We start from the raw sequence: 23,020 nt of genomic DNA, 5'->3' as shown, positions 1-23,020 counted from the left end.
TAAGGCCACTGGCCTGGTCCGCGTTCGCTCGCCACTACTAACGGAGTCTCGGTTGATGTCCTTTCCTCCAGGTACTGAGATGTTTCAGTTCCCCGGGTTTGCCTCTCTATGACTATGTATTCATCATAGGATAACCTCACCACCAAACCCCAACGCTCGGGCGAACCCGAGCGATCGGATTTGATAGAGAGGCTGGGTTGCCCCATTCGGAAATCTGTGGGTCAAAGGTTGCTCACACCTCACCACAGCTTATCGCAGCGTGCCACGTCCTTCATCGCCTGTGCATGCCAAGGCATCCACCAAATGCCCTTACCTCACGCTTAAAAATCCACACCACCAACGACAGCACTGCGCGCTTGAATTGCAGCCTGCCGAAGTAATGCTTCTATCATCATCAGCTCGCAGCCAGATTGCGTACAGCTCAGAAGCTGCACGACACCGGGCTACGGCATCGATTTCAAAAAACCCATTCACAATGTCAAAGATGGTCGAAAGCGTAATCGCCAACGACCGGTATCGCCGCTACCCGTAGGTAACGGCAAACTGGTTGCCTCATCCTGGAAGCCATCCTCGCGCGATCCGCGGTGGATGACAGTGTATAGCTAAATGGTGGAGCCTATCGGGATCGAACCGATGACCTCAAGCTTGCAAAGCTAGCGCTCTCCCAACTGAGCTAAGGCCCCATTAGAAGAACTGGTGGGCCGAGGAGGATTTGAACCTCCGACCCCACGCTTATCAAGCGTGTGCTCTAACCAACTGAGCTACCGGCCCATGAGCTAACGACGCCCGGCGGCTCAGCACCAAAAGGCGCGAACCGCCTTGCGGCGATTTCCAGGATGAAGGGACATGAGGGCGGCGGTAATGTTCTTTGGAACGGAGAAAGCATTCCAACCGCTTCAAGACGGTCGGCGCTTTTCGCCAAATCCTTAGAAAGGAGGTGATCCAGCCGCAGGTTCCCCTACGGCTACCTTGTTACGACTTCACCCCAGTCTCTAAACCAACCGTGGTCACCTGCCTCCCTTGCGGGTTAGCTCAATGCCTTCGGGTTAATCCAAATCCCATGGTGTGACGGGCGGTGTGTACAAGGCCTGGGAACGTATTCACCGCGGCATGCTGATCCGCGATTACTAGCGATTCCACCTTCATGCTCTCGAGTTGCAGAGAACAATCCGAACTGAGACGGCTTTTGGAGATTAGCTCACCATTGCTGGTTTGCAGCCCACTGTCACCGCCATTGTAGCACGTGTGTAGCCCAGCGTGTAAGGGCCATGAGGACTTGACGTCATCCCCACCTTCCTCCGGCTTATCACCGGCGGTTTCTTTAGAGTGCCCAACTAAATGATGGCAACTAAAGACGAGGGTTGCGCTCGTTGCGGGACTTAACCCAACATCTCACGACACGAGCTGACGACAGCCATGCAGCACCTGTGTGCAGGTCTCTTACGAGAAGAAGTCCATCTCTGGAAATCGCCCTGCCATGTCAAACGCTGGTAAGGTTCTGCGCGTTGCTTCGAATTAAACCACATGCTCCACCGCTTGTGCAGGCCCCCGTCAATTCCTTTGAGTTTTAACCTTGCGGCCGTACTCCCCAGGCGGAGAACTTAATGCGTTAGCTGCGCCACCGAAGCTCTAAGAGCCCCGACAGCTAGTTCTCATCGTTTACGGCGTGGACTACCAGGGTATCTAATCCTGTTTGCTCCCCACGCTTTCGTCCCTCAGCGTCAAGAATGGTCCAGTTAGCCGCCTTCGCCACTGGTGTTCTTCCGAATATCTACGAATTTCACCTCTACACTCGGAATTCCACTAACCTCTCCCATCTTCAAGCGAACCAGTCTCAAAGGCAGTTCCACGATTGAGTCGTGGGATTTCACCTCTGACTTGGAAAGCCGCCTACGGACGCTTTACGCCCAGTAATTCCGAACAACGCTAGCCCCCTCCGTATTACCGCGGCTGCTGGCACGGAGTTAGCCGGGGCTTATTCTCCCGGTACAGTCATTATCTTCCCGGGTAAAAGAGCTTTACAACCCTAAGGCCTTCTTCACTCACGCGGCATTGCTGGATCAGGCTTTCGCCCATTGTCCAATATTCCCCACTGCTGCCTCCCGTAGGAGTCTGGGCCGTGTCTCAGTCCCAGTGTGGCTGATCATCCTCTCAGACCAGCTATGGATCGTCGCCTTGGTAGGCCTTTACCCCACCAACTAGCTAATCCAACGCGGGCTCATCCCTAGGCGATAAATCTTTGGTCCGAAGACATCATACGGTATTAGCAGTAATTTCTCACTGTTATTCCGTACCTAAGGGCAGATTCCCACGCGTTACGCACCCGTGCGCCACTAGACCCGAAGGTCTCGTTCGACTTGCATGTGTTAGGCATGCCGCCAGCGTTCGTTCTGAGCCAGGATCAAACTCTCAAGTTCATGTCCGAAATATCGCCACCAACGCTGCCCGAAAGCCGCGCTGCCAACGACACCCCGTTCAAGGAGCGTCCTAATCTGCAAAACCAGTCTGACAATTCCGACCCGAAAGTCGGTAGTGCATTGTGGTAGACATATAGGAGGCGTGTTTTAACCATGACACCCGAGCCCTTGTACGCTCGGAGCCATGGACCGCCGCCCACATGTCCCTTCATTCAACCTACAATGAGAAAGAGCGACACCACTCAGTTCCCCGTTTGATGGGGTGCCGAGCGGCCTTGAATTTTTTCGAGACCCCAAGGAGAACCCAGTGGTTCGCTTCGGCGTCGGGGGCGGCTTATGGGCCGTGTCTCAAACCCCGTCAACTTCTTTTTTTCGTTGCTTTCGATTGAAACCGAAAGGTGAAAAACCCGTTTCAGTGCAGCGGCGACGTTCAAGCTGACCTGTAAAAGGCCGCTCGAGCCGTCATCGCTGTCTGGGAAAACCGGCGCCCGGGGAAGCCCCGAACCGCCCGTCAACCGGGAGTGGTCATCTAGGCGCGGACCTCGGGGCTGGCAAGAACTTTCTTCGCTGCAGCGCAAAAAAGTGCGCTTTCGCCTGTCCCTGCCCCTCAGGACCCGCGTGAGACGCCTCGGAATCCCCCTCACGCGGTCGTAATGTACTCCTTGAGAGCACTCGCCTCGTGTTCGGCGTCATCAATCCGCCGCTTGACGAGGTCGCCGATCGACACCAGCCCGAGCAGCTCGCCGTCCAAGACGATCGGCAGGTGGCGGATTCGGCGATTGGTCATCACCTCCATGGCAGCGACGACAGTTGTGCGCGGTGTCGCGGTCACCACGGGGGAAGTCATCACTGCGCCTGCAGTCGTCTCAAGGATGGCGGGGCCGTGGACATGAAGGCCGGCGACGATATCGCGTTCGGAGACGATACCTAGGATCGCGTCATCCTCGACGACGAGCACCGCCCCGATTCGGTTTTCAAATAGCAGTGCGGCGATCTCGCGAATCGGAGTCGCGGTCGCAACGCTGATAAGCGGTTTCTTGCCGGTGAGAATCGATCCGATCGACATCGCGCCAACTCCGTCCCAAGGATGCGCAGCGTCCGGGGTGCCCCCATATCCGCTTCACGCCGACAGAGTGTCTGCCGAATCGGGCCGAAAGGAAAGACGATGAACGACGTCATCCCCGTGAGAATCGATCACTGGCGGCGCTTTCGCCGGCTGATGGCGTTTATGGTCACGATCGCAGCCATTGCGATCGCGGGCGCGCTATGGATTCTCCACCGCGACGGCGTCGTTCTCCACTGGCAGTTCATGCTCGCGCTCGGACTCGGCATCGGCGTGTCGCTGCTGCTCGCCGGCGCGCTGATGGGGTTGGTGTTCGTCAGCGCGAACAGCGGGCACGACGACGAGGTCATCGATCCGACCTCCAAGCGGCGCTAAGCTCGACGCAGCCTGGGCCGTCTTGGGGCCACTGGGCGCCACACGAGGTGAAACGAAACGGGGCGGTCCGTTGCCGGACCGCCCCGTTCGATATTGCTGAATGCGCTTAGAAGTCGATCTGGGCGCGGAACAGGAAGGTGTCGGTGCCGTACTTGCGCTGCGACGGGTTCGCCGTGCTGGTCGGGACGACGGTCGCGGCAAACGATCCGCCAGTGACTTCCGCACGCGCATACTCGGCGGTAAAGCGAACATAGTCGATCGGCCAGTAGTTGATCGCGCCGAGGTAGCCGATCTGCTTGCCGCCGTTGATCAGCCCAAGGCTGTTCGCCGCGGTGTTGCCGACGGCATCGGTCAGGTCGAGGTAATCGACCCGACCGACGATCTGGACCCCGCCGAGGCCGCCCGCGCTGACCGGGTTGAGGATCTTGGTCCGGTCGACCTTGCCGTTCTTATAGCCGCGAGTCTCGCCGGTGAGCCAAAAGCCCGCCTCGCCGTAGCCGGTGATGAAGTGCGCATCCTGCGGATACAACGTGCCGCTGAGAACCTTCGGGCTGACGACGACGGTGCCGGGGCGATAGCCGTCGACATTGACGTACTGGGCTTCACCCGCAGCGTGGAACGGACCTTCGATGAACATCGCTTCGATGCCGTAGATCTGGTCGCCCTTCGACGCGATGTTGCCGGTGCCGACGAAGCGCTGATCGGTCGTCTGGGTGAACGGACGGGCGCGATACTGGATGCCCTGCGCGTCCTGACGGAAGCGGCGATACTGCGCGCTCGCGCCGAGGTGGAGCTGGCCGCCCCAGATCTGCGGCGAGTAGACCGTGCGTGCCGAGAACTGGTAACCGGTCCGATCGTACAGGCCGTTGTTGTTCGTGGCGACAGTGGTCGTCGTCGCGACGGTCCCGGCGGGAGCGTTGAGCACCGACGTCGAGGTGCCGGTGTAGGTCAGGGCGGTGTTGCCGTTGATGCCTTCGCCGAACGCACCGACCTGGATGCGGAAGTCGCCGGCCTTGTCGGCGTAGGTTGCCGCGAGGCCGAGGCGGCGGCCGTTGCCCGTCGCGTCGTTCAACTGCGCCCGCTCGGTAAACGAGGTGAAGCGGTTGCTCATCATGTTTTCCATGGAGCTGAACGGGTAGAAGTAACCGACGGTGAAGGTGAACGGCGTCTTGTGCGGCGCGTATTCGAAGATCAGGTCTTCATAGTCGACGACGCCTTCGGCGAGGTTGAACTGGAAGTTATACGAGAAATCGCCGGGCAGCGCGCCCGAGGCACCGATCAGCAGGCGGCGCGAACGCGCGTTATAGCCGAGGTTGTTGGTGACGATCTTGTTCGGCCCGGGGTTGCCGACCTGGCCGGCGTCGAACTGCAGCTCGCCGCTGACCTTGAACTTGTAGCCGTCGGGGTTCGACAGCTGGGGCATGCCGCCCGACCATGACGGGGTGTTGATCCCGGCCGACTTCTTGACGGCGTCGAGCTGCGCCTGGAGGGCATCGACCTGCGCCTTGAGGAATTCGAGCTGGGCAGCCGCTTCTTCGGGCGATGCGGTCGCTTCGGCGGTCTGCGCGTGCAGCGGCGCGGACACCATCGTCGTCATCGCGGTCGCGGCGAGGAGCGCGAAGCCCCACTTGGTCGTCGTCATGTTCACGCAGTCCCCTGTGCTCATTGGATGAGCGGGGCCTAGACGCGGGCCATGACACTTCGGCGACTTCGATATTGCAACTTTGTGACAGCGCCGATCGTCGCGAAACGTGGCAGGATTGCAACGGTCGGTTAACTCAGGGGACGAGCCAAGTCCCGCGCCAGTCTACGCCGTCGCGGATATGGACTGCGCGCCGGTGCCCGGGAACCGAGAGGTCGAGCCACTCGAAGCGGTCGAGGACGATCGTCACGACAGCGAAGTTCGCGCGGCCGTCGTCGGGCAGTGCAACCGGTGACGGTGGTGGCTGCGCGACCGGCGTGCCGGGGGGCCGGCACGGTGGTGGCTGCGCGACCGGCGTGCCGGGGGGCCGGACGCTCTGATACGCGGTGCGACCGCCCGCCGTCAGCGCCGCCCACGCCGCATCGACAGCGTTCCCGGTGGTTGCGATCGTTGCCGCACCGTGGAGACGGAGCTGGAGCCGGGTCGGCGTGTCGTAGCCGGTGACGGCGACGCGTGGCGCGGCAACGAGGACGGCGACCTTCGCTGCGCGACTATCGGTGTAGACGGTCAGGCAATGCGCCGCGCGATCGACCGCGCGCACGACCATCACCCGGGCATCGGGCTCACCGGTAGACGCGGTCGCGACGACCGGCAGACGCAGCCCCGATCCCGGGTCGCCCGGCGCCGCTGCGAGCAGGGCCCACGCACGGTCGAAACCGGCAGCGAGCGCGGCGTCGAAGCCAGCTTTGGGGTCAGGCGTCGGCGACATCCTCGACTGCGGACGTTTCGACCGGAGCGACGACCTTGCGCGGACGACCGCGTGGGCGGCGAACCGGCTCGGCAACGCTGTCGGTATCGACGGCAGAAGTTGCGACTGCTGGCGTCGCTTCGACGGGCACTGCGGGGGCGATCGTCGCCGGACCGGGAAGACCGGCAATCATGTTCTCGACCGGGCGCTGCTCGAACGGCAACGTCGGCGTCACCTCAGCTACACGCGGCTCGGTCGCTGCCGAACTAGCCTCGGGCGTGCGGCGGGCCGAGCCACGGACGCGATCGGCGCGACCCGGTTCACGCGCTTCGGCCGGCTGCGCCTCACGTGGCTCGACCGCCTGCGTCTCACGGGGTTCGGCATCGCGGTTGCTGCTGGCGCGCTGTCCGTTGTCGCGCTGCCCGTTGTCACGCTGACTATTGTCGCGCTGCTGATAACCTTCGCGCTGCTGGCCATCACGCGACTGATAGGTCTCGCGCTGCTGCTGGCCATCACGCTGCTGATTGCTCTCACGCGGCTGCTGCCCATCGCGCTGCTGATTATTCTCACGCGACTGCTGACCGTCGCGCTGCTGGTTCCCCTCGCGCGGCTGCTGGCCTTCACGCTGCTGCTGACCGTCGCGCTGGCCGTTGTATGCGCGCTGCTGCGGCGCACTCGCACCGTTGCCATTCGCGCTGCCGTTCGCATTCCGGTTATAGTTCTGGCGGTCAGCGTTCTGGCGGTCGTAGTTCGCGCGTTCGGGCTGCGCTGCGGCCTGGCGCGCATCGTCACCCTCGTCCTCGTCGTCGCCGTCATCGGCATACGATCCGGACTGCGGCTGCGCATAATTCTGGCCGACGCCGCCCATGTTGTCGAAGCCATCGTCCTCGTCGTAATTCTGGCGCGGCGCGGGCTGCGGGTCGCGGGCACGGAATTCGTTGAGCACGCGATAATAATGGTCGGCGTACTGCATGTAGAATTCGGCCTGGACACGGTCGCCGTTCTGCGTCGCGTCGCGCGCCATCGCCTTGTATTTCTCGAGCAACTGGGTCGCGTTACCGCGCTGGCGAACGTCGATCCGGCTGCCGCCGCCGTTGTTGTTGCCGTAATTGCCCGACGGACCGCCACCGGCCTGCGGCGGACGCGCACCGCCACGCCCGCGGCGACGACCGTTCTGGTTATTGTTTCTGATCAACGATTCGATCCCCGTGCGGCATGCATCAACGGAAGGGTCTGCTTATCCGCCGGGGGCGAGCCGATCGTTGGCGCACATCGCAGCAAGGAAGTCAGAAGCGGGGAGCCGTGTCCGGTCGACCACGCTTATCACCCGTCTAGCGGTAAACCACCGCTGCTCCAAGCGCTATTTGGTGACCACGAGGCAGCGCGGCAACCCCGCGAGATCATGGCGCAATTCGACGCTCAGCCCCTGCGCGGCGAACAGCGCCGTCACCACATCGGCCTGCGTCGAGCCGATCTCGATGCAGCCGACGCCGCCCGGCGCAATATACGCCCCGAGCAGCGGTGCGAGCGCGCGGTAGTCGTCGAGCCCGTCCGCCCCGGCAAATAGCGCCGCCGCGGGTTCCCACTCGACGACATCGCGGGGCAGGACCTCGCCGGTCGCGATATATGGCGGATTGCACAGCACGAGGTCGAACCCTCCCGTCGCTGCGTCCCAGCCGCCGTGGACGAATTCCGCGCGTTCATCGACGCCGGCGGTCTCTGCGTTCGCCATCGCGATCCGCAGCGCGCCCTCCGAGGTATCGACCCCGACCCCGTGCGCCGCCGGCCATTCGGTCAGCGCGGACAGCAGCAGCGCCCCGGACCCGGTGCCGAGATCGAGCACGCGGCCCGGCCCCGGCGTCGCGGCGAAATGGTCGAGCGCCGCCTCGACCAACGTCTCCGAATCGGGACGGGGGATGAGGACGTCGGGGGTCACCTGCAGGACCAGCGACCAGAATTCGCGACGCCCGGTGATATAGGCGACTGGCTCGCCCGCTGCCCGCCGGTCGACGAGGCGATCGAACGCCACGGTGTCGACAGTCCGCCACGGCGACATCAGCAGCTTCAGACGCGGGACCCCGGCGACATAAGCGAGGAGCACCTCGGCATCGAGCCGGTCGATCCGCTTTGCCGCGGCGCGGAGCGCGGCGTCGGCACTGCTTCCCTCTCCCCTCGAGGGAGAGGGACCGGTCGCCCCTTGGCGACCAGGGTGAGGGTGAGGACCTAAGTCATTCGCACCCTGATTTTCATCCTCACGGCCCGCACCCTCACCCTGGCGCAAGCGCGCCTGTCCCTCTCCCTCGAGGGGAGAGGGAGCCAGTCCGTCAGTCATTCAGCGCCGCCAGCCGCGTCGCCTCGTCCTCCGCGATCAACGCCCCGATCAGCTCGTCCATCGCCCCCTCGATAATCTCGGGCAGGCGGTGGAGCGTCAGGTTGATGCGGTGGTCGGTCACCCGCCCTTGCGGGAAATTATACGTCCGGATGCGCTCCGACCGGTCGCCCGACCCGACCATCGACTTGCGATCGGCGGCGCGCGCGTCGTGGATCTTGGCGCGCTCGAGCTCGTACAGCCGGGTCCGCAGCACGCGCAGCGCCTTCGCCTTATTCTTGTGCTGCGATTTTTCGTCCTGCTGGATGACGACTAGCCCCGACGGGATATGCGTGATCCGCACCGCCGAGTCGGTCGTGTTGACCGACTGGCCACCCGGCCCCGACGAGCGATAGACGTCGATCCGCAGGTCCTTGTCGGCGATCTGGACGTCGACCTCCTCGGCCTCGGGCAGCACCGCCACCGTCGCCGCCGACGTGTGGATGCGCCCCTGCGTCTCGGTTGCGGGGACGCGCTGGACGCGGTGGACGCCGGATTCGAACTTTAATCGGGCGAAGACCTGCGCGCCGGTGACGCTGGCGATGATTTCCTTGTACCCGCCCATTTCGCCCGCGCTCGCCGAGATCAGCTCGACCCGCCAGCCGCGGCTGTCGGCGTAGCGCTGGTACATCCGCCACAGGTCGCCGACGAACAATGCCGCCTCGTCGCCGCCGGTCCCGGGGCGGAGTTCGAGCATCGCCGGGCGGTCGTCGGCGATGTCGCGCGGGAGCAGCTTCAATGCCAGCGCACGCTCGGCGAGCGGCAGCGCCTCGGCGATCTCGGCCGCCTCGGCCTCGGCCATCTCGCGCATCTCGGGGTCGGCGAGCATCGCCTCCAACCCCGCCGCCTCGTCACGCAACCGCCGCACCTCCGCCGCCGCCGCGACGACGGGGGTCAGCTCGGCATAGTCCTTCGACAGCGCGACGAACTTGTCCGACGGCAGATCGGGGTTGCCCATCTGCGCCGCGAGGTCGGCGTGGCGGCGTTCGATCTGGGCGATGCGTTCGGGGGGGATGGAGATCATGCGGCGCGCCCGGTTTTTGTTGGCATTGCAGCGCCGCCTACCCCCAAGGTCGTCATCCCCGCGAAGGCGGGGACCCATTTTCCAGAGACGGTATTGGTGAAGCGACGCCCGTCGTGCGGCCGGGGGCAATGCCCAGCGGCCTCTGGAAAATGGGTCCCCGCCTTCGCGGGGATGACGATCGGGAGGGAGTGAACAAAAATCATGCGCCGAGGTAGCTCATATCTTCCCCGGAAAAATTGTATCGAGCATCGAGAATGGGAGCGATCGTCCTGAAAAGGCGCTCCTGCTCATCCCGCTGATCCGTGAGATAGCGAAGATGCACGGTGAGCTTGGCGTCGCTTTCAACGGCCGCGCGAACGAACACAAGGCCGGAGCTTCCCCGCTTTCGCGCTATTTCAATTTGCCGCTTGGGCTTGTTCGCATAGCTGTTGTCGACACGAATACCCGCCTGTCTCAAGACCATAGTCAGGGCAGCAGCCTCAGGCTCGAGCTGAGCAGCGTCGGCGATAACCGTCAGGCTCGCCTCCCCCACCGGCTCAGCCACCAGCATCGCCAGCCGCTCGATCCCGGCAGCCCACCCCACCGCGGGCGTGCTCGGGCCGCCCATCGTCTCGATCAGCCCGTCATACCGCCCGCCGCCGATCACCGTCCCCTGCGCCCCCAAATGGTCCGTCACGAACTCGAACGCCGTATGCCGGTAATAATCGAACCCCCGGACCAGCGCCGGCGCGCGCTCGAACGCGACCCCCGCCGCCTGCAGACCCTTCTGCACCGCCTCGAAGAACGCCCCGGCCTCGGCGGTCATGTGCGCGTCGATGCCCGGCGCGGTCGCAACGAGCTCGCGATCGGTCGCGTCCTTGCTGTCGAGAATCCGCAGCGGGTTCTTCTCGAGCCGTTCGACGCTTTCGCGCGACAGGGCGTCGGCGTTGGCGCGGAAATGCGCGACCAGCGCCGCGCGCCATGCATGCCGCGTCTCGGCGTCGCCGAGGGTGTTGAGCTGGAGCGTGACCTTGTCGCCGATACCGAGTTCGCTCAGCAACTGCGCCCCCATCGCGATCAGCTCGACGTCGGCGGCGGGCTCGCCCGCGCCGATGATCTCGGCGTCGAGCTGATGGAACTGGCGATACCGCCCTTTCTGCGGGCGTTCGTAGCGGAACAGCGGCCCGTGCGCGGCGAGCTTCATCGGGGCGAACTGCTGCCAGCCGTTCGAGATGTACGCGCGGCAGATGCCGGCGGTGAACTCGGGGCGAAGCGTCAGCGACTCCCCGCCTCGATCGTCGAAGCTGTACATCTCCTTCGACACGACGTCGGTCGTCTCACCCAACGAGCGCGCGAAGACGCTGGTGAATTCGAAGATCGGCACGTCGACGCGGCGGAAGCCGTACAGCTTGCGGACGCGGTTAAACGCGTCGACGACGGTGTCGAACCGCGCGATCTCGTCGCCGTAAAGGTCCTGCGTTCCCCGGACCCGTTGTACTTTGTCAGCCATGATGGGGGCAGATAGGCGAACTCGCCGCCGCTGTCACTTTGTACCAGTTTGGGAAGTTCAAAATAAGTTCACATAAAAGCGTGTGTTGTTTCGTCTTCGCTCTCCGCCCCGCGGCGGCTGGAAGTTGACGAAGTTGACGCCACGTCGCGATGAAACGCGCGCCCTCCGCGACGAAGCCGGTGCCGGTCGCTTCCGGGCGCGCAGCTGCGCAATCGCGTACCGAAAGTGCTGCGGCGGCTCGTGGAGGATAATCTGTAGGATTTGGGTTTGATCTCATGCAGACGACTAACCTAATCCGCACAATTTGTCAAGGTCAGGCGGTCGCCTATGCCAGCGCCTTTAGGCCGACGATGCAGCCGATCAGCCCGGTCAGCAGGAGCAACCGGGGGAGGCTCGCCGGGTCGCCATAGACCGCGATGCCGACCAGCGCCGTCCCCGCCGCGCCGATCCCCGCCCACACCGCATACGCCGTCCCGAGCGGGATCGACCGCCCGGCATATTCGAGCAGCCCCATGCTGCACGTCACCGCGACGAGGAAGGCGGCGACCCACGGCACATTGCGGAAGCCGTCGACGTAGCGCAGCGAGGTGGTGAAGCCGACCTCGCACAGCCCGCCGATGACGAGCGCCGCCCAGGGGTTCATGCCGGCGTGGTGCCCAGCGCCGCCAGCGCATCGCCCCCAGGTCGCGCCAGCGCATCGCCCCCAAGTCGCGCCAGCGCATCGCCGTCGAGCCGGTAGACCGTCCACTCGTCCTTCGGCACCGCGCCGATCGAGCGGTAGAAACCGATCGCCGGCGCATTCCAGTCGAGCACCGACCACTCGACCCGCGCATACCCCCGCTCGACCGCAATCGCCGCGAGCCGCTGGAGCAGCGCCTTGCCGAGCCCCGCCCCGCGCGCCTCCGGCGTCACGTACAGGTCCTCGAGGTAGAGCCCGTTCTTCCCCCACCACGTCGAATAATTGGTGAAGAACAACGCCATGCCGGCGATGCTGCCGTCGTGCTCGGCAACGATCGCCTCGACGGTCGGGGCCGCGCCGAACAGCGACTCGGTCAGCCCGGCAACGGTCGCCTTCACCGCATCGGGCTGGCGCTCGTAGACCGCGAGGTCGACGATCAGTTGGAGGATCGCGGGAACGTCGGCGGGGGTGGAAGGGCGGATGCTCACAGTGTCGCTGCGAGCGCGGCGAGCTGGTCGGTCGCGATGCCCCAGCCGGTCTCGAACCCCATCGCGACATGCGCGTCGCGGTCTGCGGCGGTCCAGTGGCGGACGACCGCGGTATAGCGGGTGCCCTCCCCCTCGTCGTCGAAAGTCAGGATGCCGGTCATGAACGGCTTGGCAGACGGCTGCCAGTCGCCGGTATAGGCGTCGGTGAAGACGAGGCGGCGGTCGAGGATGACGTCGAGATACTGCCCACGATTGGGATAGTCGGTGACGTCGGGGGCGCGCATGACGATGAGGCTCGCCCCGCCGGGACGGACGTCCATCTCCGCCGAGACCGTGGTGAACGGTGGCGGGGTGAACCACTTTACGATCAGCGCTGGGTCGGTCCAGCAGCGGTACAGCTTGGCGCGAGGGACCGCGATCAGCCGGGTGATCGACAGCTCGAAGGTGTCCGCGGGTGTCGGTTGCAGCATGTCGTCCCCCCTGCCCGTCTACTCCGCAGCGACCAGCAGTCCTGCTTCTGCCAAGAGCTTCGCCGCCTTCGCCGCTTCGATCTCCGCTGCCTTCGTCTCGACCAGCCCGACGATGTGGTCGACCATTGCGGGTTCGTCGATGTGGTGGCTGGTGACGCCCGACAGGAAGACCATGTGCTTGCCATTGCCGCCGCCGGTGATGCCGATGTCGGTTTCGCGCGCTTCGCCGGGGCCGTTGACGACGCAGCCCAAGACGCTGAGCGACAGTTCGGTGGTGACGTGGGCGAGCGCGGCTTCGAGGCGTTCGACGGTCTTGACGACGTCGAAGCCCTGACGGGCGCAGCTCGGGCAGCTGACGACGCGGACGCCGCGGGCACGGATGCCGAGCGACTTGAGCATGTGGTAGCCGACCTTGACCTCCTCGACCGGGTCGGCCGAGAGTGAGACGCGGATCGTGTCGCCGATCCCCGCCCACAGCAGCATGCCGAGGCCGATCGACGACTTGACGGTGCCGCCCTGGAGCCCGCCGGCCTCGGTGATGCCGAGGTGGAGCGGATAGTCGCACGCCTCCGCCAGCCCGTTGTACGCGGCGACGGCGAGGAAGACATCGGATGCCTTCACCGAAATCTTGAACTCGCGGAAGTCGGCGTCCTCGAGCAGCTTGGCGTGCTCCAGTGCCGATTCGACGAGCGCCTCGGGGCACGGCTCGCCGTATTTCTCGAGCAGATGGCGATCCAACGACCCGGCGTTGACGCCGATCCGCATCGAGCAGCCGTTGGCCTTGGCGGCGCGGACGACTTCGCGCACACGCTCGGGCGAGCCGATGTTGCCGGGGTTGATCCGCAGGCAAGCGGCACCGGCGTCGGCGGCTTCAAGCGCGCGCTTATAGTGGAAATGGATGTCGGCGATGATCGGCACCTTCGATGCGCGAACGATTGCGGTCATCGCCGCGGTCGATTCGACGTCGGGGCAGCTGACGCGGACGAGATCGGCACCGACCTCGACGCACTGGCGGATCTGCTCGATCGTCGCCTTGGCGTCCTCGGTCGGAGTGTTGGTCATCGTCTGGATGGTGATCGGCGCGCCGCCGCCGACGGGGACGTTGCCGACCATGATCTGGCGCGACTGGCGACGCGCGATATCGCGCCAAGGTCTAACGCTCATACTCTGTGCTCCGGTGACATGCCGCCGATATAGAGGCTGGCGGCGTTCCGGCCTAGCCCCGTGCGACGAACCCCTGCGCGAAACCGCGCTCGCGCCGCCGCAGCATGACGCCGGTCAGGCCGAAACCGGCGATCATCATCAGCCAGCTCGCCGGTTCGGGAACCCACGAAGCGACGAAGCCGTGGAGCCCGGTCGGGTCGAGATAATAGCCGGTGACATCGGTCGACTGGTTGATGCCGAAGACGTTGGTGAAGAACGCGCCGGGAACCGCGATCGGCTCGTAGCCGCCGAAGGCCACGTCGAGGACATACGCCGCCGAGGCGAACCCGGTCGGGCTGCATGCGCACGGATAGAGCGAGTTATACGTCGAGTAGAAATTGTCGGTGATGTTGCCGATCGACGACGATGGCGCGCCGAATGGGTCGGTGTCGAGGGCGATGATCGCGGCACCGGCACCGGGGGCGAACACGCCGAGGAACGGGTGGCTGAAATGGTCGGCGCTGTTGTCGAGGTATGTGCCGGTGAACAGGCCGAGGTCGTTGATCGACGTCACCTGCGTACCGTAGCCGTCGAGCGGATCGACATCGACCGCGGTGTAGACCCCGCCGAACTCGATGAAGCCGTGCGCGTATTGCGCGAGCGTGCCGACCGTCGCGGCGGGGTCGGTGGTGTAATAGCCGGTCACCGCGCCGAGGTTGTTGAGTCCGATCGCCTCCGAATACAGCGAGGTGACGCCGAAGGTCGGGTCGAGGTTGGGGTCGATATCGGCATAGCTGCCGTCGGCGCCCGAGCGGACGAAGCCCGTCCCGTGGCCGAGCGAAGTGACCGAAACGCCGGTGACGTCGCCGGCGTTGTCGATCCCCGCCGCGCCGGTCTGGGCGTAGCCGGGGCGGCTGAAGCTGTAGAAACCGCTGCCGTCCTTGTTGACGGTGAAGGCGGTGTAATTGCCCGGGCCGCCGACGCCGTCGTCATTGACGTAATACCCAGCGGCGAGGCCGGCGTCGTTGATCGAGGTGACGACGGTGCCGAGGAGCGACGCACTGCTCGGGCCATCGACGGTGGTGTAATGATAGCCGGCGGTGGCAGGCGACGCGACGGCAAGCGCCACGGCCAGTGCGAATAGCATCTTCATCGTGCAGCCCCCCGCAACGTACCCCCGTCGCTGCCATACTCTATATCTTATGGGTGCGTAACGATCAACCATGATCCCCACGGCTGGCATGGTTGCACCCGAGCCGCTACATCGCGGGCGATGCTCCGCCCTTTCATCAAGATGCACGGCCTCGGCAACGACTTCGTCGTGTTCGACGCGCGCAGCCAGCCGCTGGCGCTGACCCCGGCGCAGGTCGTCGCGGTCGCCGACCGGCACACCGGGATCGGCTGTGACCAGCTGATTGTGATCGAGCCGAGCACCGTCGCGACCGCACTGATGCGGATCTGGAACGGCGACGGCGGCGAGGTCGAAGCCTGCGGCAACGCCGCGCGCTGTGTCGCGACGCTCCTCGGAACGAGCGCGACGATTGCGACCGCAGGCGGCATCCTCGATGCGACTTCGACCGCGGGGAGTGCGAGCGTGACTTACCCGCCGCCGCAATTCGACTGGGACGCGATCCCGCTCGCCTATGCGGTCGACACGCGCGACGTGCCGGTGGCGTGGGACAGCCTCGAACACGGGCAGGCGGTCAACGTCGGCAACCCGCACATCGTCTTCTTCGTCGCCGACGCGAACGCGGTGCCGCTCGCCGACCTCGGCCCTCTGATCGAGCATGACGCGCTGTTCCCCGAGCGCGTCAACGTCGGCGTCGCGCATGTCGTCGACCGGGGCCATATCGTGCTCAGGGTGTGGGAGCGCGGCGCCGGATTGACGCTGGCGTGCGGCACTGGTGCGGTGGCGTGCGCGGTCGCGGCGATGCGGCGCGGGCTGGTCGATCCGCGAGTCATGGTGACGCTGCCGGGCGGCGATCTCACGGTCGAGTGGCACGGCGCGGAGGTGACGCTGGCCGGGCCTGCCGTGACGAGTTTCACCGGGACGATCGACCTGTGAGCGTCCTCAACTTCGGCTGCCGCCTCAACGCCGCCGAGGCCGAGCATATCGAGGGCATCGCCGGATCGGGCGTGATCGTCGTCAATACCTGCGCCGTAACCGCCGAAGCGGTGCGGCAAGCGCGGCAGGCGATCCGCCGCGCCGCCCGCGCGCAGCCCGACGCGCGGATCGTCGTTACGGGCTGCGCTGCGCAGATCGACCCGGCGGGGTTTGCGGCGATGCCCGAGGTGGCGCGGGTGCTGGGAAATGTCGAGAAGCTCGAGCGAGGGAGTTATTCTTTCGCCCTCCCCTCCCCCTCGGGGGAGGGGCGAGAGACGGTGCCCTTGCACCGGCCCGGGGGTGGGGCAGTCCCGCAGCGAGGCGTTTATGGCGACACCGACGATGGACGGGAGACTCATCCGGGTGGTGCGCTCGTGGCGACTGCCCCACCCCCAGCCCCTCCCCCGAGGGGGAGGGGAGCAGTAAGCGAAGGGAGAGTGCGCGTCGCCGACATCATGCTCGCGACGAGCATCTCCCCGCGCGCGCCGACCTCATTCGCCCACCACACCCGTGCCTTCGTCGAAATCCAGACCGGGTGCGACCACCGTTGCACCTTCTGCATCATCCCGTTCGGGCGCGGAAACTCCCGCTCGCTCCCCGCGGCGGCGATCGTCGAACACATCGCCCGGCTGGTCGACGGCGGGGTCAACGAGGTCGTGCTGACCGGGGTCGACATCACCTCGTTCGGCCCCGAGCCGCTCGGCATCCTCGTCCAGCGCATCCTCCGCGAGGTCCCCGCCCTTCCCCGCCTGCGCCTGTCGTCGATCGACTCGATCGAGGTCGACGACGCGCTCGTCGAGGCTGCTGCCGACCCGCGCCTGATGCCGCAATTCCACCTGTCGCTGCAGGCCGGCGACGACCTCATCCTCAAGCGGATGAAGCGCCGTCACAGCCGCGACCAGGCCATCGCGATCTGCGACCGCCTCCGCGCTGTCCGCCCCGGCATCGCCTTCGGCGCGGACTTCATCACCGGCTTCCCGACCGAGACCGAGGCGATGTTCGATCAGACGCTCACGCTGGTCGACGAATGCGGGCTGAGCCAGCTCCACGTCTTCCCCTTCTCGCCCCGCCCCGGCACCCCCGCCGCGCGGATGCCGCAGGTCGCTCCCGCTATCGCCCGCGAGCGCGCCGCCCGGCTGCGTGCACTCGGCGACCTGCGCCGGTCGGCGGCGATGGCGACGGAGATCGGCCGCCCGCAGCGCATCCTCGTCGAGCGCGACGGGGTCGGCGGCCACAGCGAAACCTTCCTCCCCGTGCGGCTCGCCACCCCCGCCGCGCGCGGCAGCATCGTCCGCGTCACCGCGTTAAGCGTGACCGGCGGCAAACTGGATTGCGGATGACCGAAAAAACTAGCTGGCTCTCCCGCCTGACTGCCGGGCTATCGCGGTCGTCGGACAAGCTCGGCGGCAATCTGTCGGGGCTGTTCGGCGCGGTGCCGTTCGGCACGACGACGCTCGAACCGGCGCGGCTCGAAGCGATCGAGGAGGCGCTGATCGCCTCCGATCTCGGTCCGGCGCTCGCGGCGCGGATCGTCGCCGAACTCGGCTCGGGGCAATATGCCCGCGGGATCGACGAAGTGGGGGTCCGTGCGGTCGTCGCCGCCGAGATCGCCAAGGTCCTTGCCCCCGTCGCCAAGCCGCTCGAAGTCATCGCGTTCCCACGCCCGCAGGTCATCCTCGTCGTCGGCGTCAATGGGTCGGGCAAGACGACGACGATCGCCAAGCTCGCGCATCTGTTCGCCGAGCAGGACTATTCGGTGATGCTCGCAGCGGGCGACACCTTCCGCGCCGCGGCGATCGCGCAGCTCAAGATCTGGGGCGCGCGCGCCGGGGTGCCGGTCATCTCGGGCGAGCAGGGCGCCGACGCGGCGGGGCTGGCGTTCACGGCGCTCGATGCGGCGCGGGCGGCGGGGTCGGACGTGCTGATCATCGACACCGCCGGGCGGCTGCAGAACAAGAGCGGCCTGATGGACGAGCTCGCCAAGATCAAGCGCGTGCTGCGGAAGTCGATGCCCGCCGCGCCGCACGACGTCGTCCTCGTCCTCGACGCGACCACCGGGCAGAACGCGTTGAATCAGATCGAGGTGTTCCGCGATGTCGCCGGGGTGACGGGGCTAGTCATGACCAAGCTCGACGGCACCGCGCGCGGCGGCGTCCTCGTCGCCGCGGCGGAGAAGTTCGGCCTGCCGATCCACGCGGTCGGGGTCGGCGAAGGGATTGACGATCTCCGCCCATTCGATGCGACGGTGTTCGCCAAGGCGCTTGCCGGGGGCTGAACGCTGCCAGCTTGCGCGCGGGGGCTGAGCGCGTCACCTTGCGTTAAGCCCCGGGGGCCGAGCGTATCCGGCTTCGAGGAATTTCAACGATGATCCGCCACCTGACGCTCGCCGCCGTGCTCTTCGCCGCTGCGGTCCCGGCCTATGCCGGCGACGGCGCGCGCAATTCGCCGCCGCCGCGCAAGGTTGTCCAGGTCGACGTCTTTGGCACCGATCCGTGCCCGAAGGGTCCGGGCGACGAGATCGTCGTCTGTGCGCGCCTCCCCGAGTCCGAGCGCTACCGCATCCCCAAGCCGCTCCGCCAGCAGAAGGTCGAGCGCAAGGAACAGTCGTGGGTCGCGCGCACCCGCGACATCGAGGAGACCGGCCGGGCACAGCGCCCGAACAGCTGCTCAGCGGTCGGCAGCGGCGGACAGACGGGGTGCTGGGAACAGTTCATGCGCGATGCGGCCGCGCAGAAGCAGGCGGATGCGGCGGCTGCTACTGTGCCGTAAGACTGGAGCCCTCGTGCGAGTATCCGGCGTCCTGCACCTCGCGGCAGGAACGTTGACCCGCCGTAACCGTTCGCTCTCGATGACCAAGCCAAATGACCAGGACGATGACGGCGTCGCGCTGACCCCCGAGGAAAACAGGGCGGTCTCCGAGCGCCGGTCGGGATCGGCGAAGGTCGTCCACGAGGTCATCCGCATCCAAGGCGACGACGAGCTCAACCGCCCGGCGCTGTCGCTGCTGTGTTCGGCTTTCGCCGCCGGTGTCGGCATCTCCGCGTCGGTGCTCGCCGAGGCATTCCTCCACCAGCATCTGCCCGATGCGCAATGGACCCCGCTGGTGACGTCGTTCGGCTATTGCGTCGGCTTCGTCATCGTCATCCTTGGCAACCTGCAGCTGTTCACCGAGAACACGATCACCGTCGTGCTGCCCGTCGCCGTCAAGCCGAGCCTGCATAATTTCGGCCGGCTCGGGCGATTGTGGAGCCTTGCGATCGTCGCGAATCTCGCGGGGACGTTCCTCGTCGCGGCGATGCTCGCGCACCGGATGATCGTATCGCAGGATCAGCTCGACGCCGCGGTCGCGGTCTCGGCGAAGCTGCTCGACAATGATGCCGCAACGACGCTGTTACGCGGCATTCCCGCCGGCTTTCTCGTCGCGTCGATCGCGTGGATCCTACCGAACGCGCGCGGCAGCGAATTCTGGGTCGTGGTGATGGTCACCTACGTCATCGCGGTCGGCGGGTTCAGCCATGTCGTCGCCGGATCGGGCGAGGCGTGGCTGCTGTGGCTGACAGGCAAGGCGTCGTTCGGCTGGGCCGTCGGCGGCTTCATCGGCCCCGCGCTCGCGGGGAACATCATCGGCGGCACCGGACTGTTCGCGGTTCTCGCGCACGGACAGGTGCGCGACGAGATCAAGACCGACTAGCCGATCGAGACGATCTCGATTTCGCCCCCGGCGATAACCGCGGTGTCGCCGACGCTCTTGCCGAGCAGGGCGCGGGCGGCGGGGGCGATGTAAGCGATGCGGCCGGCGGCGGGGTCGGCTTCGTCTTCACCAGTGATGCGGTAGGTCGCGGACGTTCCGTCGGCGCGTTCGAAGGTGACGGTGCAGCCGAAGCGGACTTGATCGCAGTCGGCGGCCTCGATCAGCTGCGCGCTCGCCCGGCGGCTGCTCCAGTAACGCAGGTCGCGAGTGGCGCGTGCCATTGCGGTGCGGTCGGCGGAAATCCCGCCCCCGGCCTGCGCGGCATCGTAAGCGGTACGCGCGGTCGCGAGTTCGGCGTCGAGTTGCGCCAGGCCCGATGCAGTGACGAGGTTCGGGTGCGTTGAGATCGGGCGGTCGGGGAGGTCGGCGGCGACGGCCTCGGCATCGCCCTCCTTCGTGAAGGCGACGCTCATGGCACGAGGATCTGGCGGATCGCGCGGCCGCTCGCGAGTTCGTCGAGCGCGGCGTTGATGCCGGACAGCGGACCTGTCGAGGTCAGCAGCCGCTCGACGGGCAGGCGTCCGGCCTTCCAAAGCGCAATATAGCGCGGGATGTCGCGGCTCGGGATAGCTGAGCCCATGTAGCTGCCCATCAGCGTCTTGCCGTCGCCGACCAGCGACACTGCCGGGATGCTGAGCAATTCCGCGGGGTTGGGCAGGCCGACGGTGACAGTGCGGCCGCCGCGACGGGTGACCTTGTACGCCTCGGCGAGAACCGCCGCCTTGCCGACGGTCTCGATCGCGACATCGGCACCGCGTCCGGTCAGCGCCTTGACCGTTGCTGCGGCTTCGTCAGGCGCGACTGCGGCGGCGGCACCGAGTTCAAGCGCGAGAATGCGTTTCGATTCAACCGGATCGACCGCGATGACCGGCTGCGCGCCGCTCGCGAGGGCGCCGAGCAGCGCCGCCAGCCCGACCCCGCCGAGGCCGTAGACGACGACGCTTTCGCCCGGGCGGACCTTTGCCGAATTGACCACCGCGCCGACCCCGGTCAGCACCGCGCAACCGAAAAGTGCCGCGATTTCAGGGGGGATATCTCGGTCGACCTTGACCGCCGAGCGTTCGTCGACGACCGCATGGGTGGCGAAGCCCGAGACGCCGAGGTGGTGGAAGATATCGGCACCGTGGTCGTGGAGTCGGTGCCCGCCGGTCAGCATCACCCCCGCGCCGTTCGCCGCGGCGGCGGGCGCACACAGATAGCCCTCACCCGCGCCACAGTCCGCACATCGGCCGCACGCTGGGAGGAACGATAGGACAACCCGGTCGCCCACCGCGAAGGCGCTGTCCGCCGATCCGGTGGCCTCGACGATCCCTGTCGCCTCATGCCCGAGCGCCATCGGCGTCGGACGGACCCTGTCGCCGTTGACCACTGACAGGTCCGAATGACACAGGCCCGCGGCGTCGATCCGCAGCAGCAGTTCGCCGGGTCCCGGAGGCGCAAGGTCGAGCTCGGCGAGGCGAAGCGGGCGGCTCGTGGCGTAGGGTGCGGCGGCACCGATCGCGTCGAGGACGGCGGCGGTGATCTTCACGACAGCCCCACGACGAGCCCATCGGCGTCGAGGCCGATACCGTTCGCGGCGGGGACGCGCGGCAGGCCGGGCATCGTCATGATCGCGCCGCAGATCGCAACGACGAACCCCGCCCCCGCCGCGAGCCGGACTTCGCGGACGTCGACGACGTGATCCTCGGGTGCGCCGAGCCGCGCCGGATCGGTCGTAAAGCTGTACTGCGTCTTTGCCATGCACACCGGCAAATGGCCGTAGCCCGCCGCCTCCCAGCGCGCGAGCTGGGCATGGACCGCGGGCGACGCGGTGACGCCGGTCGCGCGATAGATGCCGGTGGCGATCGCCTCGATCTTCTGGAACAGCGGCAGGCCGGCGGGGTACAGCGGCGCGAACCGCGCGGTGCTGCCCTCGGCGAGCGTCGCGACTGCCTCCGCCAACTCGACCGCCCCTGCCCCGCCGTCGGCCCAGTGGCGGCAGACGATCGCCTCGACGCCGTGCGCTGCGGCGGCGGCCTGGAGCGCGGCGGTCTCGGCGTCGCTGTCGCCCTGGAAATGGTTGATCGCGACGACCGCGGGGACGCCGAAGCTGCGGACATTGTCGATGTGCCGCGCGAGGTTGACCGCGCCGCGTGTCACCGCCGCGACGTCCTCGCGACCCAAATCGGCCTTGGCGACGCCGCCGTTCATCTTTGCCGCGCGGACGGTGGCAACGATCACGACTGCCGCCGGGGCGAGGCCCGCCGCGCGGCACTTGATGTCGAAGAATTTCTCCGCGCCGAGGTCGGCCCCGAAGCCCGCCTCGGTCACCGCATAGTCGCCGAGCGCGAGTGCGGCGCGGGTCGCGATCACCGAATTGCAGCCGTGGGCGATGTTGGCGAACGGCCCGCCGTGAACGAACGCGGGATTGCCCTCGAGCGTCTGGACGAGGTTGGGCTTTATCGCATCGCGCAGCAACACCGCCATCGCGCCGTCGGCGGCGATGTCGCGCGCGGTCACCGGGCGGCGGTCGTGGGTTTCGGCGACGACGATCCGCGCGAGCCGCGCCTGCAGGTCGGCAAGATTTTCGGCGAGGCACAGGCACGCCATGACTTCGCTCGCGACGGTGATGTCGAACCCCGATTCGCGCGGAAAGCCGTTCGCTGGGCCGCCGAGCGACTGGACGATGTCGCGCAATGCTCGGTCGTTGACGTCGAGCGCGCGCCGCCACGTCACGCGGCGGACGTCGATGCCGAGCGCGTTGCCCCAGTGGATGTGGTTGTCGAGCAGCGCGGTCAGCAGGTTGTGCGCGGCGGTGATCGCGTGGAAGTCGCCGGTGAAATGAAGGTTGATGTCGACCATCGGCGCGACCTGTGCACGGCCGCCGCCGGTCGCCCCGCCCTTCGCCCCGAAGCACGGCCCCATCGACGGCTCGCGCAGCGCCAGCACCGCGCGGCGTCCGGTCCGGTTCAGCGCATCGGCGAGCCCGATCGACGTCGTCGTCTTGCCCTCCCCCGCAGGCGTCGGGTTGACCGCGGTGACGAGGATCAGCTTGCCGCGCGGCGGCTGCGTCGCCAGCCAGTCGAGGTCGATCTTCGCCTTGTCGCGGCCGTACGGCTCGACCGCGGCGGCGGGAACACCGAGCCGACCGGCGACTTCGGCGATCGGCAACAGGTCGACGGTGCGGGCGATTTCAAGATCGGTGGGCATCGCCAATCCCTAGCGGCTGCGGCGGCCCGCTGCCAAGCGTCGCGGCGATCCCGGTCGAGATGACGCGGCA

21 protein-coding genes, 2 tRNA genes and 2 rRNA genes (1 of these 25 running past the window's edge) are annotated in these 23,020 nt (G+C 66.5%); 6 read left to right on the top strand and 19 right to left on the bottom strand.

Annotated features, from left to right (window positions below; all coding sequences use genetic code 11):
* The 5 genes from KZX46_RS10400 to KZX46_RS10380 all read right to left on the bottom strand — a co-directional run.
* Nucleotides 1-322: ribosomal RNA gene (locus tag KZX46_RS10400) — 23S ribosomal RNA — on the bottom strand (it extends 2,471 nt beyond the left edge of the window).
* 285 nt (nt 323-607) lie between these two features.
* Nucleotides 608-683: transfer RNA gene (locus tag KZX46_RS10395), tRNA-Ala, on the bottom strand.
* Between the two features lie 11 nt (nt 684-694).
* Nucleotides 695-771 (bottom strand) — tRNA-Ile (locus tag KZX46_RS10390).
* A 159-nt stretch (nt 772-930) separates the two neighbouring features.
* Nucleotides 931-2,417, bottom strand: a 16S ribosomal RNA gene (locus KZX46_RS10385).
* Together the 16S and 23S rRNA genes with 2 tRNA genes alongside form the textbook arrangement of a ribosomal RNA operon.
* 640 nt (nt 2,418-3,057) lie before the next feature.
* Entirely contained in the window at nt 3,058-3,483 is a 426-nt protein-coding gene (locus KZX46_RS10380; RefSeq protein WP_216709119.1) for a CBS domain-containing protein, read from the bottom strand.
* Nucleotides 3,484-3,582: 99 nt separating this feature from the next.
* Between KZX46_RS10380 and KZX46_RS10375 the strand changes: the two genes are divergently transcribed.
* Entirely contained in the window at nt 3,583-3,855 is a 273-nt protein-coding gene (locus KZX46_RS10375) for a hypothetical protein (protein ID WP_216709118.1), read from the top strand.
* Between the two features lie 106 nt (nt 3,856-3,961).
* On the opposite strand, the gene KZX46_RS10370 is transcribed toward KZX46_RS10375, so the two are convergent.
* The 11 genes from KZX46_RS10370 to KZX46_RS10320 form a co-directional block, all read right to left on the bottom strand.
* Complete coding sequence (locus KZX46_RS10370; RefSeq protein ID WP_219776513.1) at nt 3,962-5,497, bottom strand: OprO/OprP family phosphate-selective porin; 1,536 nt, start codon at nt 5,495-5,497, stop codon at nt 3,962-3,964.
* Nucleotides 5,498-5,633: 136 nt separating this feature from the next.
* The gene (locus KZX46_RS10365; RefSeq protein ID WP_219776512.1) at nt 5,634-6,266 is read right to left on the bottom strand and encodes a pyridoxamine 5'-phosphate oxidase family protein; all 633 of its coding nucleotides are present in this window, start codon (nt 6,264-6,266) and stop codon (nt 5,634-5,636) included.
* Entirely contained in the window at nt 6,250-7,440 is a 1,191-nt protein-coding gene (locus KZX46_RS10360) for a DUF4167 domain-containing protein (protein ID WP_226896214.1), read from the bottom strand. Before KZX46_RS10360 ends, KZX46_RS10365 begins: the two co-directional genes overlap by 17 nt.
* A gap of 165 nt (nt 7,441-7,605) precedes the next feature.
* Nucleotides 7,606-8,577, bottom strand: coding sequence for a peptide chain release factor N(5)-glutamine methyltransferase (gene prmC, locus KZX46_RS10355; RefSeq protein ID WP_219776511.1), 972 nt, complete (start codon nt 8,575-8,577; stop codon nt 7,606-7,608).
* Nucleotides 8,570-9,637, bottom strand: coding sequence for a peptide chain release factor 1 (gene prfA, locus KZX46_RS10350; protein WP_219776510.1), 1,068 nt, complete (start codon nt 9,635-9,637; stop codon nt 8,570-8,572). Before prfA ends, prmC begins: the two co-directional genes overlap by 8 nt.
* A 199-nt stretch (nt 9,638-9,836) precedes the next feature.
* Complete coding sequence (gene hisS, locus KZX46_RS10345) at nt 9,837-11,126, bottom strand: histidine--tRNA ligase (RefSeq protein ID WP_219776509.1); 1,290 nt, start codon at nt 11,124-11,126, stop codon at nt 9,837-9,839.
* A 325-nt stretch (nt 11,127-11,451) separates the two neighbouring features.
* The gene (locus tag KZX46_RS10340; protein WP_219776508.1) at nt 11,452-11,769 is read right to left on the bottom strand and encodes a multidrug efflux SMR transporter; all 318 of its coding nucleotides are present in this window, start codon (nt 11,767-11,769) and stop codon (nt 11,452-11,454) included.
* Entirely contained in the window at nt 11,766-12,293 is a 528-nt protein-coding gene (locus KZX46_RS10335; protein WP_219776507.1) for a GNAT family N-acetyltransferase, read from the bottom strand. Before KZX46_RS10335 ends, KZX46_RS10340 begins: the two co-directional genes overlap by 4 nt.
* The gene (locus KZX46_RS10330) at nt 12,290-12,763 is read right to left on the bottom strand and encodes an SRPBCC family protein (RefSeq protein WP_219776506.1); all 474 of its coding nucleotides are present in this window, start codon (nt 12,761-12,763) and stop codon (nt 12,290-12,292) included. Before KZX46_RS10330 ends, KZX46_RS10335 begins: the two co-directional genes overlap by 4 nt.
* Nucleotides 12,764-12,781: 18 nt before the next feature.
* On the bottom strand, nt 12,782-13,927 hold the full coding sequence (gene ispG / locus KZX46_RS10325; RefSeq protein WP_219776505.1) for a flavodoxin-dependent (E)-4-hydroxy-3-methylbut-2-enyl-diphosphate synthase: 1,146 nt from the start codon (nt 13,925-13,927) through the stop codon (nt 12,782-12,784).
* 52 nt (nt 13,928-13,979) lie between these two features.
* The gene (locus KZX46_RS10320) at nt 13,980-15,059 is read right to left on the bottom strand and encodes a PEPxxWA-CTERM sorting domain-containing protein (protein WP_226896213.1); all 1,080 of its coding nucleotides are present in this window, start codon (nt 15,057-15,059) and stop codon (nt 13,980-13,982) included.
* Nucleotides 15,060-15,179: 120 nt separating this feature from the next.
* Between KZX46_RS10320 and dapF the strand changes: the two genes are divergently transcribed.
* From dapF to KZX46_RS10295, 5 genes are all read left to right on the top strand, one after another.
* Nucleotides 15,180-15,971, top strand: coding sequence for a diaminopimelate epimerase (gene dapF / locus KZX46_RS10315; RefSeq protein WP_216709108.1), 792 nt, complete (start codon nt 15,180-15,182; stop codon nt 15,969-15,971).
* Nucleotides 15,968-17,350: a tRNA (N(6)-L-threonylcarbamoyladenosine(37)-C(2))-methylthiotransferase MtaB gene (gene mtaB / locus KZX46_RS10310; protein ID WP_219776504.1), complete on the top strand. Its 1,383-nt coding sequence runs from the start codon at nt 15,968-15,970 to the stop codon at nt 17,348-17,350. The genes dapF and mtaB overlap by 4 nt, the downstream gene beginning before the upstream one ends.
* A complete protein-coding gene (gene ftsY / locus KZX46_RS10305) occupies nt 17,347-18,285 on the top strand; it encodes a signal recognition particle-docking protein FtsY (protein ID WP_219776503.1) in 939 nt (312 codons plus the stop codon). Before mtaB ends, ftsY begins: the two co-directional genes overlap by 4 nt.
* A gap of 89 nt (nt 18,286-18,374) precedes the next feature.
* On the top strand, nt 18,375-18,779 hold the full coding sequence (locus KZX46_RS10300) for a hypothetical protein (RefSeq protein WP_216709105.1): 405 nt from the start codon (nt 18,375-18,377) through the stop codon (nt 18,777-18,779).
* Between the two features lie 79 nt (nt 18,780-18,858).
* Complete coding sequence (locus KZX46_RS10295) at nt 18,859-19,701, top strand: formate/nitrite transporter family protein (RefSeq protein ID WP_219776502.1); 843 nt, start codon at nt 18,859-18,861, stop codon at nt 19,699-19,701.
* Here KZX46_RS10295 and greA read toward each other — a convergent pair.
* From greA to KZX46_RS10280, 3 genes are read right to left on the bottom strand one after another with little or no spacing between them, the layout of a single operon-like run.
* On the bottom strand, nt 19,698-20,174 hold the full coding sequence (gene greA / locus KZX46_RS10290; RefSeq protein WP_219776501.1) for a transcription elongation factor GreA: 477 nt from the start codon (nt 20,172-20,174) through the stop codon (nt 19,698-19,700). The genes KZX46_RS10295 and greA overlap by 4 nt on opposite strands.
* A complete protein-coding gene (locus KZX46_RS10285) occupies nt 20,171-21,289 on the bottom strand; it encodes a zinc-binding dehydrogenase (protein WP_219776500.1) in 1,119 nt (372 codons plus the stop codon). The genes greA and KZX46_RS10285 overlap by 4 nt, the downstream gene beginning before the upstream one ends.
* Nucleotides 21,286-22,950, bottom strand: coding sequence for a formate--tetrahydrofolate ligase (locus tag KZX46_RS10280; protein WP_219776499.1), 1,665 nt, complete (start codon nt 22,948-22,950; stop codon nt 21,286-21,288). The genes KZX46_RS10285 and KZX46_RS10280 overlap by 4 nt, the downstream gene beginning before the upstream one ends.
* Nucleotides 22,951-23,020: the final 70 nt, after the last annotated feature.

It is taken from the genome of Polymorphobacter sp. PAMC 29334 (assembly GCF_019431245.1).
In the GTDB taxonomy this organism is placed as follows: Bacteria; Pseudomonadota; Alphaproteobacteria; order Sphingomonadales; family Sphingomonadaceae; genus Polymorphobacter_B; species Polymorphobacter_B megasporae.
Note: the sequence above shows the minus strand (reverse complement) of the source record. Positions and strands in the feature narration are given on the sequence as shown.

What these genes read in the sequence shown, in the direction of transcription:
- ispG (WP_219776505.1), bottom strand. Translation starts at nt 13,927, where the DNA reads ATGAGCGTTAGACCTTGGCGCGATATCGCGCGTCGCCAGTCGCGCCAG.
- hisS (WP_219776509.1), bottom strand. Translation starts at nt 11,126, where the DNA reads ATGGCTGACAAAGTACAACGGGTCCGGGGAACGCAGGACCTTTACGGC.
- KZX46_RS10380 (WP_216709119.1), bottom strand. Translation starts at nt 3,483, where the DNA reads ATGTCGATCGGATCGATTCTCACCGGCAAGAAACCGCTTATCAGCGTT.
- prfA (WP_219776510.1), bottom strand. Translation starts at nt 9,637, where the DNA reads ATGATCTCCATCCCCCCCGAACGCATCGCCCAGATCGAACGCCGCCAC.
- KZX46_RS10295 (WP_219776502.1), top strand. Translation starts at nt 18,859, where the DNA reads ATGACCAAGCCAAATGACCAGGACGATGACGGCGTCGCGCTGACCCCC.
- greA (WP_219776501.1), bottom strand. Translation starts at nt 20,174, where the DNA reads ATGAGCGTCGCCTTCACGAAGGAGGGCGATGCCGAGGCCGTCGCCGCC.
- KZX46_RS10280 (WP_219776499.1), bottom strand. Translation starts at nt 22,950, where the DNA reads ATGCCCACCGATCTTGAAATCGCCCGCACCGTCGACCTGTTGCCGATC.
- KZX46_RS10365 (WP_219776512.1), bottom strand. Translation starts at nt 6,266, where the DNA reads ATGTCGCCGACGCCTGACCCCAAAGCTGGCTTCGACGCCGCGCTCGCT.
- KZX46_RS10330 (WP_219776506.1), bottom strand. Translation starts at nt 12,763, where the DNA reads ATGCTGCAACCGACACCCGCGGACACCTTCGAGCTGTCGATCACCCGG.
- KZX46_RS10340 (WP_219776508.1), bottom strand. Translation starts at nt 11,769, where the DNA reads ATGAACCCCTGGGCGGCGCTCGTCATCGGCGGGCTGTGCGAGGTCGGC.
- KZX46_RS10370 (WP_219776513.1), bottom strand. Translation starts at nt 5,497, where the DNA reads ATGACGACGACCAAGTGGGGCTTCGCGCTCCTCGCCGCGACCGCGATG.
- prmC (WP_219776511.1), bottom strand. Translation starts at nt 8,577, where the DNA reads ATGACTGACGGACTGGCTCCCTCTCCCCTCGAGGGAGAGGGACAGGCG.
- KZX46_RS10320 (WP_226896213.1), bottom strand. Translation starts at nt 15,059, where the DNA reads ATGAAGATGCTATTCGCACTGGCCGTGGCGCTTGCCGTCGCGTCGCCT.
- ftsY (WP_219776503.1), top strand. Translation starts at nt 17,347, where the DNA reads ATGACCGAAAAAACTAGCTGGCTCTCCCGCCTGACTGCCGGGCTATCG.
- KZX46_RS10375 (WP_216709118.1), top strand. Translation starts at nt 3,583, where the DNA reads ATGAACGACGTCATCCCCGTGAGAATCGATCACTGGCGGCGCTTTCGC.
- dapF (WP_216709108.1), top strand. Translation starts at nt 15,180, where the DNA reads ATGCTCCGCCCTTTCATCAAGATGCACGGCCTCGGCAACGACTTCGTC.
- KZX46_RS10300 (WP_216709105.1), top strand. Translation starts at nt 18,375, where the DNA reads ATGATCCGCCACCTGACGCTCGCCGCCGTGCTCTTCGCCGCTGCGGTC.